Source organism: Vibrio gazogenes, assembly GCF_023920225.1.
Lineage (GTDB): Bacteria > Pseudomonadota > Gammaproteobacteria > Enterobacterales > Vibrionaceae > Vibrio > Vibrio gazogenes.
In genome coordinates this window covers 2209715-2222898 of record NZ_CP092587.1, presented here as the reverse complement: position 1 = coordinate 2222898, position 13184 = coordinate 2209715, and the positions used below count along the sequence as shown (strand labels likewise).

General features: G+C 45.6%; 11 protein-coding genes. 10 read left to right on the top strand and 1 reads right to left on the bottom strand.

What is annotated here, in order from left to right; genetic code table 11:
* The first annotated feature begins 3 nt into the window (after window positions 1–3).
* Entirely contained in the window at window positions 4–3159 is a 3156-nt protein-coding gene (locus tag MKS89_RS09835) for an efflux RND transporter permease subunit (RefSeq protein WP_072958803.1), read from the top strand.
* Entirely contained in the window at window positions 3149–4591 is a 1443-nt protein-coding gene (locus tag MKS89_RS09830; protein ID WP_106406957.1) for an efflux transporter outer membrane subunit, read from the top strand. The genes MKS89_RS09835 and MKS89_RS09830 overlap by 11 nt, the downstream gene beginning before the upstream one ends.
* A gap of 55 nt (window positions 4592–4646) precedes the next feature.
* Here MKS89_RS09830 and MKS89_RS09825 read toward each other — a convergent pair whose 3' ends face one another.
* Window positions 4647–5069, bottom strand: a complete 423-nt coding sequence (locus MKS89_RS09825) for a winged helix-turn-helix transcriptional regulator (RefSeq protein WP_072958800.1) — start codon at window positions 5067–5069, stop codon at window positions 4647–4649.
* Window positions 5070–5231: 162 nt separating this feature from the next.
* Here MKS89_RS09825 and MKS89_RS09820 point away from each other — a divergent pair, with 162 nt between their 5' ends.
* From MKS89_RS09820 to MKS89_RS09785, 8 genes are all read left to right on the top strand, one after another.
* Entirely contained in the window at window positions 5232–6095 is an 864-nt protein-coding gene (locus MKS89_RS09820) for an SDR family oxidoreductase (RefSeq protein ID WP_072958798.1), read from the top strand.
* A gap of 229 nt (window positions 6096–6324) precedes the next feature.
* The gene (locus MKS89_RS09815) at window positions 6325–6678 is read left to right on the top strand and encodes an Hpt domain-containing protein (protein ID WP_072958795.1); all 354 of its coding nucleotides are present in this window, start codon (window positions 6325–6327) and stop codon (window positions 6676–6678) included.
* A gap of 9 nt (window positions 6679–6687) precedes the next feature.
* Window positions 6688–7842 carry an HDOD domain-containing protein gene (locus MKS89_RS09810; protein ID WP_072958791.1) on the top strand — a complete coding sequence of 385 codons (1155 nt, stop codon included), beginning with the start codon at window positions 6688–6690 and terminating at the stop codon, window positions 7840–7842.
* A gap of 80 nt (window positions 7843–7922) precedes the next feature.
* The gene (locus MKS89_RS09805; RefSeq protein WP_072958788.1) at window positions 7923–8288 is read left to right on the top strand and encodes a response regulator; all 366 of its coding nucleotides are present in this window, start codon (window positions 7923–7925) and stop codon (window positions 8286–8288) included.
* A complete protein-coding gene (locus tag MKS89_RS09800) occupies window positions 8285–8866 on the top strand; it encodes a chemotaxis protein CheC (RefSeq protein WP_072958785.1) in 582 nt (193 codons plus the stop codon). Before MKS89_RS09805 ends, MKS89_RS09800 begins: the two co-directional genes overlap by 4 nt.
* Window positions 8867–8874: 8 nt before the next feature.
* Window positions 8875–10191: an ATP-binding protein gene (locus MKS89_RS09795; RefSeq protein WP_072958782.1), complete on the top strand. Its 1317-nt coding sequence runs from the start codon at window positions 8875–8877 to the stop codon at window positions 10189–10191.
* Between the two features lie 44 nt (window positions 10192–10235).
* Complete coding sequence (locus MKS89_RS09790; protein WP_072958779.1) at window positions 10236–11549, top strand: sensor histidine kinase; 1314 nt, start codon at window positions 10236–10238, stop codon at window positions 11547–11549.
* Window positions 11550–11823: 274 nt separating this feature from the next.
* A complete protein-coding gene (locus MKS89_RS09785) occupies window positions 11824–13167 on the top strand; it encodes a response regulator (protein WP_072958776.1) in 1344 nt (447 codons plus the stop codon).
* Window positions 13168–13184 lie beyond the last annotated feature (17 nt).

The following is a 13184-nucleotide window of genomic DNA, read 5'->3' as shown; positions in this document are numbered from 1 at the left end:
AATATGGTTCGCTTTTTTATCGACAGACCAATTTTTGCATGGGTGATTGCGATTGTGATCATGCTTGCTGGTGTACTGTCCATCAAAACTTTACCGATTGAACAGTATCCACAGATTGCACCACCGGCGGTGAGTATCTCTGGTGTTTATGTCGGTGCGTCTGCTAAAACCGTGGAAAACAGTGTGACGCAGGTTATCGAACAAAACATGAATGGTATCGATAATCTGTTGTATATGTCTTCTAACAGTGATTCGTCCGGTTCGTTTTCTATTAATCTGACATTTGCGACGGGGACGAACCCGGATATCGCTCAGGTTCAGGTACAGAATAAATTGTCTGCCGTTGAGTCGTCGTTGCCTGAGTCGGTTGTGACCCGAGGGATTACGGTTGCGAAATCAACCAGTAGTTTCTTGATGGTGATCGGTTTTATTTCATCTGATGGCAGCATGAACAATACCAGTATCGCGGATTACATCGCCTCAAATGTTAAAGATCCGATTAGCCGTGTTCAGGGTGTGGGTGAAACTCAAGTCTTTGGGGCGCAGCATGCGATGAGAATCTGGCTGGATCCGCATAAACTGAACAAGTTCAGTCTGACTTCCAGTGATGTGCTCGGTGCCATTAAGACCCAGAATACGCAGGTATCTGTCGGTGAGCTGGGTGGAACGCCCGCAGTCAAAGGGCAACAGCTGACAGCAACCATCACGGCTCAGGGACGTCTGAGTAGTGTCAGCGACTTTAAAAATATTCTGCTTAAAGTTGATACCGATGGTTCTCAAATTCGTTTGCAAGATGTTGCGCGTATTGAAATCGGTGGTGAAAGTTATGGCGCTGTTGCTCGGTTCAATGGTTCGCCATCAACGGGGATCGCGGTTCGGCTTGCCACTGGTGCCAATGCTTTGGATACCGCGGATGCTGTGCGTGCCAAGATGGAGGAATTGAAACCATTCTTCCCCAGCTCTCTGAAAATTGTTTATCCATTTGATACAACCCCATTCGTTAAAATCTCGATTGAAGAGGTGGTTCATACCCTGATTGAAGCCGTTGTACTGGTCTTCTTGGTCATGTACCTCTTCTTGCAGAACTTCCGCGCGACCCTGATTCCGACCATTGCGGTGCCAGTCGTGTTATTGGGGACGATGGGCATTATGGCTGCCTTTGGGTTTTCAATTAACACCCTGACGATGTTTGGTTTGGTGCTGGCGATTGGTCTGCTGGTGGATGACGCGATTGTTGTGGTTGAAAACGTCGAACGGGTGATGGCAGAGGACGGTTTGTCTCCCCTAGAAGCAACCCGTAAGTCGATGGGACAGATTACCGGTGCACTGGTCGGAATTGCCTTGGTTCTGAGTGCGGTATTTATTCCGATGGCCTTCTTTGGTGGTGCTGCCGGGGCCATTTATCGGCAGTTCTCTCTGACAATCGTATCTTCCATGGCGTTGTCTGTTTTAGTGGCGATGATTCTTACCCCGGCACTGTGTGCGACGATTCTGAAACCACTGTCGGAGGGGAGTCATCAGGCGAAACGTGGCCCGATTGCGCTGTTTAACCGATTGTTTAATCAGGGAACCGTGCGCTATAAAGGCACGGTAGAAAAAGGGATCCACCAGAAGCTCAGATACCTGGTGATCTATGCATTAATCGTTGGCGGGCTGGGTGTTTTATGGCATAAGTTGCCGACTTCCTTCCTACCTGATGAAGATCAGGGCGCCTTCTTGGTGATGGTCAAACTCCCTGCCGGTGCAACGCAGGAGCGGACACTCAATGTGATGGAAAAAATCCGCCATCATTTTCTGCAAGATGAAAAAAATGATGTTGAGTCGGTCTTTACTGTTGCTGGGTTTAGTTTTGCCGGACGTGGCCAGAATATGGGGCTGGGATTCGTCAAACTGAAGGACTGGAGTCTGCGCACCAAGCCTTCTCAGTCCGTCGAAGCCATTATCGGGCGTGCATGGGGTGCTTTTGGACAGATTAAAGAAGCACAAATATTTGCATTTAACCTGCCTCCGATTATCTCGTTAGGGACCGCCAGTGGCTTTGATGCGTATCTGGTCGACCGCGGTAACCTCGGACACGAAGCTCTGATTCAGGCGCGTAACCAATTGTTGGGGATGGCAGCAAAGGATCCGAATCTGATGTCTGTTCGACCTAACGGGATGGAAGATACGGCTCAGTTCCGGATTGATATCGATTATGAAAAAGCGATGGCAATGGGCGTCGCGGTTAACGATATTAACTCAACGTTATCCACGGCATGGGGATCAACTTATGTGAACGACTTTGTCGATAACGGGCGGATTAAGAAAGTATATGTTCAGGCGGATGCGCCATTCCGGATGAATCCGGAAGACTTCAATCTATGGCATGTGCGTAACGCAGAAGGAGATATGGTGCCGTTTGACTCCTTTGCGAAAACGCACTGGACCTATGGTTCACCGCGGTTAGAGCGTTTTAATGCTTCACCTGCGGTTAATATCCAGGGTTCGGCTGCACCCGGAAAGAGTTCGGGTGATGCGATGCTTGAGATTGAGAAATTGGTTCGACAGTTGCCAAAAGGCATTGATGTGGAATGGAGTGGTTCTTCGTATCAGGAAAGACAGTCGGGGTCTCAAGCCATGCTGCTGTATGGCATCTCTTTGCTTATCGTATTCCTCAGTCTGGCGGCCCTCTATGAAAGCTGGAGTGTTCCGTTCTCGGTGATTTTGATTGTGCCGTTGGGGATTTTTGGTGCGGTATTAGCAACCTCTTTAAAAGGGTTGGCGAATGATATTTATTTTCAGGTTGGGTTGCTGACGACGATTGGTTTATCCGCGAAAAACGCGATTCTGATCGTTGAGTTTGCCAAAGCTCAGTACGATGAGGGCATGGATCTGTTCAAAGCAACGGTTGAAGCTTGTCGGATGCGTTTACGTCCGATTCTGATGACATCTTTCGCATTTATTCTGGGGGTTTTACCGTTAGCACTCAGTAGTGGTGCGGGCGCTGCCAGCCGAAATGCAATTGGTTGGGGGGTTGTCGGTGGGATGGTCTCTGCAACCGTACTGTCGATTTTCTTCGTGCCGGTATTCTTTGTTTTGGTGATGCGATTGTTCCGCACCAAGCCTAGAGGCGACCTCTCTGCGACTTCGGCTGTGGAGGATCACACGAGTGCAAATTAAGTTATTACCACTGATGGTTGCGGCTGTTTTAAGTGGTTGTAGCCTAGCACCGGATTATCACCAGCCTGATGTCCCTTCAACGCAGGGGTGGCAAGGTGTTGATGTCAGTCAGACGGCAGAAAGCGAGCTGCCTGACTGGCGGACCTTTATGCCGGATGAGCGGTTACAGTCGTTGATTGAGCTGGCTCTGGCAAACAATAAAAACTTGAAAACGACATTGCTGAATGTTGCCTCTTTACGAGCAACGTACCGAATTCAAGATGCAGAACGCTATCCGGGGCTGGACGCCTCGGGGAGTGGTTCGAGAACACGTTTTTCTGATGCGAATACGGGTAATGGGAAGTCATATACTTCCCAGTATAAGGCAACGGTCGGTGTGACAAGTTATGAGTTGGATCTGTTTGGTCGGGTACAAAGCCTGAGTGATCAGGCACTTGAAAGTTATCTGTCTCAGGATGAGATTCGGCGCAGTACGGTGATTGCTTTGATCAGTGAAGTCGCCAGCGCTTACATGAATCTCCTCACCAATCAAGAGTTGTTGAAGTTGACGACAGAGACGGTCGATGCATATCAAGAAACCCTGTCACTGGTGCAAACTCGCTATGATGCCGGATACAGTGATGCTTTGACCCTCGCGCAAAGTAAGACAGCATTGCATAGTGCTCAAGCGACACAAGCGCAGTACAAACTGGCCGTTGCGAAAGGATACAATGTGCTGCGACAATTGGTTGGTGCGCCGATCATGCAATACATTGACGGGCGCTTGCCAGAAGAAAGCGGGCAGATGCTGTCAGCGTTGCAAGTTGGTACCTCATCAGAATTGTTACTTAAGCGTCCTGACATTTTGTCTGCTGAACATGCGCTTAAGGCGGACAATGCCAATATCGGTGCGGCCCGAGCTGCATTTTTCCCGAGTATTCGTTTAACTGCAAGTGCGGGCAGCGCCAGTAATTCTCTGTCGGGGTTATTTAACTCGGATTCGGGGTATTGGCAATTCTCACCGTCTATCTCTTTACCTATCTTCGACTGGGGCAGTAATCAAGCTTCTCTTGATGTGGCAAAGATTAAGAAGCAGCGTTCAGTTGTTGCTTATCAGCAGGCGATTGAAACCGCGTTTAAAGAAGTTTCTGATGCACTGTTAGGGCAAACCTATTATATGGAAGAGTGGCAAGCGCAACAGAATAATATGGCTGCGAATCAAACCTATTATAATCTGGCGAAGATGCGCTATGAAAAAGGTAATGATAGTTATATGGATCTACTGGATGCACAACGATCATTATTTAGTGCACGGGAGAGCGAACTGTCATCACATTTGAATTTGCTGCTGAGCCGGATCAATTTATATAAAGCGCTCGGTGGTGGTTGGCGAGCTGCTGATCAGCAAACATCGACTCAGGTTTCATCCGTTTTGGACACCATTGATCAATAAATACTGAGACTGAATCTTGCTGACTTGTCATGGATAAGCGTGCGTGATAGCACGCTTATTTTTTTGCTTGAAGTGATGACTCTTGCGCCATCCGTGTCTGATCATATTGAGATTGAAGACTTTGGATATCAATAATATTGTCTTCTAGCCATTCGACAAGGACGGCCGCTTTTTGCGTCACGGTGTGACCCCGTTGGGTGAGCTGATATTCGACATGAGGCGGTACCACCGGATGGGCAATCCGAGTCAGGAAACCATCGCGTTCTAAAGTTTGCAGTGTTTGTGACAGCATTTTTTCACTAATCCCCGTAATTTTCTTCCTCAGTTCACTAAATCGATGCCACGCGCCGTCATTCAGAGCAATCAAGACCAAAATCCCCCACCGACTGGTGATGTGATTGAGAACTTCCCGAGACGGACACTGCGCGATAAAGACATTGCCGCGTTGATGTTGTTCAAGTTGAGATATTTTTTTCATACTTACCTTTTTGTACGTACTTACTAAAAGTTAGTTTTGGTTTTAGTATAGGATCAGTTGGCCTTGTGAGCAATCCGTCTGTGATGCGCCAGTTAATCCGTGGTGTTTCATGGTGAATGAGGTCGTGAATGGTTCTGAGATGACAAAGTAAAAGGAGACATTATGTTAGCAATTACCGGAGCAACCGGCCAACTTGGCCGTCTCGTGATTGAAGCCTTACGACAAAAAGTGCCTGCATCACAAATTGTCGCGACAGTTCGCGATGTTCATAAAGCACAGGATTTGGCGAAACTGGGAGTGGAAGTACGGTATGCAGATTATACCCAACCTGACTCATGGCGTGACGCATTTGTCGGTGTAAACAAAGTGCTGTTGATTTCTTCCAGTGAGGTCGGACAGCGGATTGAACAGCATCGTACTGTCATTGAAGCCGCGAAAGCCGCGAACGTCACTTTACTGGCTTATACCAGTATTTTGAAAGCAGATCGTTCTTCTTTGATGTTGGCCGAAGAACATGTCGCGACAGAAGCCTTGATTCAGCAATCCGGACTCCCCGCAGTGATTTTGAGAAATGGCTGGTATTCGGAAAACTATACCATGGGGATCCCAGCGATTCTGCAACAGGGCATGATGATTGGATGTGCCGGAGACGGCCGTATTTCATCCGCGCCTCGTCGTGATTATGCCGAAGCTGCCGTACATGTCCTGACACGCGAGGGGCAGGCCGGTAAAGTCTACGAACTGGCGGGTGATCAGAGTTTTACCCTGGCTGAGTTTGCGAATTCTTTGTCCAAAGCAACAGGACAACCGATAACTTATCAGAATCTGTCTGAATCCGACTATGTTCAAGCGTTGGAAAATGCTGGTGTTCCGGCACCATTTTCAATGGTATTAGGGAACGCTGAAACCGGAGCGGCTGCGGGCGATCTATTGAGTTCGTCAAATGATCTCAGTTTGCTCCTGGGGCATCCGAGTACACCGATTGATGTGACAATCAAAGAGACATTATCAGGGACTGCGGAGTAGCGTTATCGACAACATGTTGTGATGCTGCTGGTATCGATTGATCCCTCAAAGGTAACTTTTGGGGGATTTTTATTTCTCTCTGCCTGAACATCGGGATTTCTGTTAACAGGCGCACTGTTTTGCCCCTTCGCGTTGCTGAGAATCAGCTACACTAAACCTAACGCATTGAGAAAACAGCGTTCGTAAATATCACGTGTCGATTTTAGCTCAGTTACCTTGGGGAATCATCATGGCGGACTTACAGTATTTCCAGCCGACAAGAGTTGCGGACATGGTTGGTGAAGAGAATATCAGTGAGATGCTCAGTGGTTACCTTATCTCACTGGACGAATCATTGTCCCAGTTACGTTCCTATTGGCAGGATGGCGATATACAACATGTCAGAATGACATCTCACCGGATGAAATCATCAGCACGCTTTATCGGTGCGGATGAGCTAGCAGAAGTTCTTCAGCAGATTGAGACGGACTCGCTCAATGAAGCGGATAATATTTGTACGCAGACGACTCGGCTCAGTGTGGTTGAACAATGGTGTCATGAGCTGACACAAGAGATTCACCATTATTTAGATTCTGCGAGTTAAGGGTGGGGTATGGCAAATCTTGAAGTGGTATGTGTTGATGATGATGAGTTTATGTTAAAAGCCATTGGCCGGCTGGTGCGTCGTTTGCGTCCCGAGTGGCGGTTTCTTCTCCTTGATGAACCGATGCGGTGGGAGGAAATCATGGCTGACTCTGACATTGAACATCCTGCGATATTTATTTCTGATCTATTGATGCCAAAGAAGCGCGGCGATGTGTTACTGAATGAAGTCAAAATGAATTTGCCTGAGTCAATCCGGGTACTGTTGACGGGGGATACAACTCAAGAGTTACCTCAAAAAGCACACGGTTATGCCCACTTCGTTTTACCTAAACCATTTACTCAGGATGATTTTGAACACCTGTTTCAGTGTGCCGAACGCTTACATAAAATGCCGTTCAATGCAGAGTGTCGTCAGAAGTTAGGGTCTTTGTCTGGTTTGCCCGTATTGCCGCATACTGTTCAGGAATTACAGAATGTGATCGCCTCGCCGAATTGTGACATGCATTTAATGGCTGAGGTGATTAGTCATGAGCCCTCCTTAGTTGCCCGGATATTTCAAATTGCCAATTCATCGTATTTCGGATTCAGAAGACATACTGATTCACTTTCTGAAGCGGTCAGCCGATTAGGGGCAACATTAATTGAAACGATTGCTGTTTCTTTACTAACGCAAATTCCTCATCACCGGGTTTCACCGAAACAGCATCAGCAGGTCGCAGAGCGAGCCCTCAGAGTCGGTTCGATTGCGCGATTGATTGCGAAAGAGATGAGTTTTGCCCGACGTGAACAGGATAAAGTGTTTGTTGCCAGTCTATTAACGTCTATCGGAACGCTGCTCGTACTGGAAGAAGGGGCAACGTTAGAAAATATCAGAACCTATCTGGGGTTGCAGGATGGTTACCATGATCACCACGTTGCGGCTGCTTATCTGCTGATTTTATGGGGATATGATATTGATGTCGGTGACATGATTTTATCTCAGAGCCATATCGATTTTCTCAGTCAGAATGAGACAGTCGTGTATGGCAGTATTGTCGGCCTAGCTTACATGATTGAGAAATTCAAGACAGATGAGCAATTCAAGCAAATCGCTGAGCAATTACCCAATGTTGTCAGTGACGCTGTTTTGGCATTGATCCCATTATTATTAGAAACAGCATAATAAAATGGTTAAAAACAATATGATGACAGATCATATTACAACAGCGTCGATGATTTTTTGAATGTGAGGGAGAGATACCAATGGCAATCAATGTGACGATAGCAGATGATTCAAAAATGTCGCGTAAATCAGTCATGAGAGCGTTACCTGAGCGGTGGGATGTGAGTATTCATGAAGCATCAAACGGGAAAGAAGCAGTCAGCAATTATAATCAGGGGTTGGCGGATGTCATGTTTCTCGATTTAACCATGCCTGAAATGGATGGTTTTCAGGTTTTGGAACATTTGCATCAAATTGATGCTAAAACGGTCGTGATCGTCATTAGCGCAGACATTCAACCTTATTCTCAGGAAAAAGTGAAACAATTAGGGGCCGCGTCATTTATTCAGAAACCGTTAGACCCAATACAATTAGAACATGTATTACATGAGGTGGGATTGTTATGAATACGGTTTTATCTGCAGATCACCAAGATGCGCTTCAAGAGTTTATGAATATATCGATGGGGAGAGCCGCGAATAAATTAGCGACTTTACTGGATCTCCATGTCGTGATTTCTGTGCCGAATATTCGTTTAGCGACTGATGAAGATTTAGATCGTCTGAAACAATCAGAGTCAGATTATTATTATACGCGGCAATCCTTTTTTGGTGGTATGGATGGTGAGCTGATTACCTTAGTCAGTCGTCGCGGGTGCCAACAGGTTGTGACGGATCTGAACCGAGTCAAAGGGGATACTTTCGATTCAGTTAATGTTGAGGAAAGTATTCTGGATATTTCAAATATTTTGTCTGGAGCAAGTCTCAAAGGGTTGTGTGAACAAATCGATGTCAAAACTAAAATTCAACCACCAGTATTATTTGAGCCTTCGAGACAGCCTTTACCCGTCTCTGAATGGAAACTTTCTTTGATTATGGAAATTTCGTTTTTGATTGAAAAAGATTCATTTGCAGCGAGAACAATTATCTGTTTTGCGGATAGGGAGTTAGGCCGAATGCTTGAGCGCCTAGATGAATTATTATAGGAGTCAGTATGGCTAAAAGTAGGTTATTACTGTCAGATTTGTTAGACCAGCTCAATTTTGCATTGTGTATCGTTCGCAATGATTACTTGATTGTTAAAGCGAATGAGTATTTTCAGTCACGGGTGATTTATGCAGGTGGTGCGATCCAAGGGCAGAATATTCTGACGCTTTTTCCTCAGTCCGCTGATTATCTGAAGCGAAAGATCGATACTGCACTAGTGATTGAGTCATCGAGTTTTTCGTCATGGGAACAAAAACCACACGTGCTTCCCTTCAAAAGTTCTCGGCCCGTATCAGGCGAAGAAGAACAGATGTTTCAAAATCTGGAAGTCATTCCTATCCACAATGATGATGGCTCGATTGAGCATGTCTGTCTTTGTATTTATGATGTGACCATTCAAGCCAGCCAGCAAGCGCAGCTGCGGAAAATCTCTCAACAATTGAAAATCGAACATCAAGAACAAAAAATGTTGATTAAGAAACTGGAAGAGACGCAAGGACAGTTGATCCAATCTGAAAAAATGGCATCGATTGGTCAGTTATCTGCGGGGATAGCCCATGAAATCAATAATCCGGTTGGTTTTATTACATCAAATATTCAGACTTTACATGATTACTTTCAGCGCTTGGCTCAAGTCATTGAGAAGATGAAAGAGATGATTGATGAAGGCGGTGATAGTGCGTTGGCAGAACATTGCCAAGCGGTGTTACAGCAGCAGCAAGTTAGTTTTATTTTGGAAGACACATCAGATTTGATTCAGGAGTCACTGGAAGGTTCATCCCGAGTGATGTCTATTGTGAAGAACCTGAAAGATTTTTCACATATTGATGGTTCGGAGTGGGGATATGCCAGCCTTGTGAATGGTATTGAATCGACACTGAAAATCATTCATAACGAGATTAAGTATAATATTACGATTGAAAAAGACTACCAGGCGGACATTCCGGATGTTTATTGTCAGCCCATGCAAATCAATCAGGTGTTGTTGAATATCTTAGTGAATGCCAGTCAAGCGATTGAAGGGGAAGGGACAATTTATATTTCCGTCCATCAAGTCAATGAACACCATGTTGAAATTCGGATTCGTGATACGGGGACAGGCATTCCTCCTGATATTCAGGATCGCATCTTTGATCCTTTTTTCACCACGAAAGCCGTTGGATCCGGAACGGGATTAGGATTATCTGTTTCTTATGGAATTATTAAAGCCCATAAGGGAACGATTGCCGTTCAGAGTGAGATCGGAGCCGGCAGTGAATTTATTATTCAACTCCCTATCGATGCAGTGACTGCAACCGATGACATTGAGCAAGCAACAAGCTGAGTTGCGTTTTATGGTTTTGGCCTGGACACTGAAGGACAGCTAATGTGGGACACTCGTCAATAGAAAATGATATTCAAGTCAAGCCGATGATTCTCTCTGATGAAGATCGATGGTGTGCAGAACCTAACTTTGCTTTGGATACCTTGCGCCTGATGTTGACCTCAGAAAGTCAGGATGACAGTCTCGATCTATTTGTGGATTTTATGAGCGAGACCTTTGTCGATACGGAGATTTACCTATTTACGACCTATGAGTTGGATTCTCTGCGTTTGATACGTTCTCGTCCGTTATTGACTGGCCCGATCCGAGAGCAATATTTTCCGACTTTCACCCAACACGAGTTTTGTTTTATTGAGCAGCTCGAACGTTCCAATTTCTGGGCTGAATACTATGCGCCTTTTTTCCCGACGATAAGCAAAGCTCTGGTTGTGACGGTTCAGATCCAATCTCGCCACTACATGATGCTACTGACTTCCCAGTCTGAAGCTCTGTGGCAGCAAAACAGTTTAGGGACATTACACTACATTATTGAAGTGGTGAAGATTGCGCTCACTTATATTACATCGACTGAGATGATGTATCACAATCAGGATGTTGAACAGACTGAGAAACTTGCTTCTTTAGGGAAATTAGCTGCGGGGGTCGCGCACGAAATTAATAATCCTCTGGGATTCATTATGAGTAATTTAGGTACGCTCAGTGCCTACATGCGCGAATTTAAACAGTTTGTTTCGACATTGTCTGAGACACAAAAAATATCTGTAGAAGAGATACTGGATGATAGTGCAGCTATTATCTCAGAGACGCTCGAAGGGCTCACCCGAATTCAAAATGTTGTGTCGAGTTTGAATGTTTATAACCATGTATCCAGTTCAAACATTGGGGTCGTTGACTTGCGGGATGTGATTAGTTCATCGTTGGGCCTGATTCTTGGTGAACTCAAGATGCGGGCCAGGATTGATTATCAGGCTCCAGAGCGACCCATGTATGTCAAAGGGCAATCCAATAAACTGCAACAGGCATTTATCCACTTGATTATGAATGCTTTCCAATCGATTACGCATACGGATGGTATTATTTGTATTCGGCTAACATATGAGACCAGTGTTCTCATTCCGAGAAAGCGAAATCTTTGTCTATCGATTCAAGATAACGGCAAAGGAATTTCCGAGGAACATTTGCGACATATTTTTGAACCGTTTTTTACTACCAAGCAGGTGGGAAGCGGTGCCGGATTAGGACTTTCTGTTGCCAAAGAGATTATTGAAGAACATTCCGGCCTGATTTCGATTGAGTCTGAGTTAGGCAAGGGGACTCAGGCCGTGATTCGGTTACCTTGTGTCGTCAGTATGCCTTAGGGTGATCTGTATACTGATGAGCACTCGATGAACGTTGATCGTCAGTGTCCAGTGGTCAAATCTTACTACAGGAAGTCCAAGACCGATTTGGGGCCCCCGTTCAATATTAATATGGCAGCTTCCGGTACATTTTTTACCAACCCTTGAAAAGTATAATATAATTGAATTACTTACAGAGAGAATTCTCTTGGCGGTGATTCGGGGTTGATAGTCCGACCTTATCAGAACAAGTTCAATATTGTACTGGAAGTGAACAGAAGCAGGAGCGATCATCATGGAAAGTCATGCTACAGCGTCGGATCGACTGACACTGCTCTTATTAGACGATGAAAATGATATTCTGAAAGCACTTAATCGGGTGCTTCGTCTTGATTATGATGTCGTGAGTTTTAGTGATGGTCGGGAAGCATTAACGTATTTGCAAGAAAACGAAGTCTCAATCATTGTTTCCGACATGCGAATGCCCGAGATGGATGGTGCGGAGTTTTTATCTCAGGCGAAAGAAATTGCACCGGATGCGATTCGTATTCTCCTAACGGGATATAGTGATATACAGTCTACCGTGAGAGCGGTGAATGCCGGTGGCATTCATACTTACATCAGTAAACCTTGGGACAATGAAAATTTAAAACTGATTATTGCCAAGTCCGCTGAGTTTTTCCGCTTAACCAAAGAAAAAGAACGATTATCGGAAGAACTCGAAGAGCGCAATCAGCAGCTTGAAACGATGAATCAGGCGCTGGAAACATCCAACCAAAAATTATCCGACTTTAATCATCAACTGGAATTACAAGTTCAGGAAAGAACCCAGGCATTAAGCACGTCGAATACTCGGCTGGAAATGTTGCTGAAGAGTCGTAACAAAACGTTCAGAGATATTTTGGGTATGGTGACTGCGATTATTCAGCATAGAACAGGATTCCCTGCCGATCACGCGGAGCGAATTGCCAATCAGGCCAAGTCTGTCGCGCAACGTTTGAAATTATCGGAGACAGATATCGGTCATATCTATTTATGTGGCCTCATGCACCAGATTGGCTTGATCGGCGCGCGGGACTCTGAAATTGAAATGACTAAAGTCGATCCGGAAAGTCAGGTGCCGATTTCACCGAGTGCCAATGCGGTTGTCGGGGCAACAATTGTCGAACGGATTAAGCGCTTTGAGCCATTGGTTGAGATAATTCGTCATCAGGACGAACTCTATAATGGGTTAGGACGGCCTGATCACCTGCGAGGGCCGGAAATCCCCATTGGTGCCAGAATCATTAAAGTGGTGAAAGACTACGATTTTTATGTCGCTTCACCATATAACCCGAAGAGAATGACCACCCGAAGTGCACAAGGATACCTGAAACAACAGGCGGGTGAGTTGTATGATCCCCAAGTGATTGAGGTGTATCTTGAGATGCTGAAACAACCGAGCCGGGTTGAAGACGGTGTTGAGCTCTGTATCGGGTTGAGTGAAATCAAACCGGGGATGGTGATCAAGCGTGATCTTTATCTCCCCAACGGCAATCTGATGCTCACCGCAGGAAATGCCATCAGCGCGGTGTTATTGTCTCGGCTGAAGTCAATCGAGAAACAGACCAACATGCCGATTACGGTTTATATTGGGTGATATCGGATACGTCTGAG

Bases quoted from the DNA above. Each gene is read 5' to 3' on its own strand.
- MKS89_RS09835 (WP_072958803.1), top strand. From the start codon at position 4: ATGGTTCGCTTTTTTATCGACAGACCAATTTTTGCATGGGTGATTGCG.
- MKS89_RS09825 (WP_072958800.1), bottom strand. From the start codon at position 5,069: ATGAAAAAAATATCTCAACTTGAACAACATCAACGCGGCAATGTCTTT.
- MKS89_RS09820 (WP_072958798.1), top strand. From the start codon at position 5,232: ATGTTAGCAATTACCGGAGCAACCGGCCAACTTGGCCGTCTCGTGATT.
- MKS89_RS09815 (WP_072958795.1), top strand. From the start codon at position 6,325: ATGGCGGACTTACAGTATTTCCAGCCGACAAGAGTTGCGGACATGGTT.
- MKS89_RS09810 (WP_072958791.1), top strand. From the start codon at position 6,688: ATGGCAAATCTTGAAGTGGTATGTGTTGATGATGATGAGTTTATGTTA.
- MKS89_RS09805 (WP_072958788.1), top strand. From the start codon at position 7,923: ATGGCAATCAATGTGACGATAGCAGATGATTCAAAAATGTCGCGTAAA.
- MKS89_RS09800 (WP_072958785.1), top strand. From the start codon at position 8,285: ATGAATACGGTTTTATCTGCAGATCACCAAGATGCGCTTCAAGAGTTT.
- MKS89_RS09795 (WP_072958782.1), top strand. From the start codon at position 8,875: ATGGCTAAAAGTAGGTTATTACTGTCAGATTTGTTAGACCAGCTCAAT.
- MKS89_RS09785 (WP_072958776.1), top strand. From the start codon at position 11,824: ATGGAAAGTCATGCTACAGCGTCGGATCGACTGACACTGCTCTTATTA.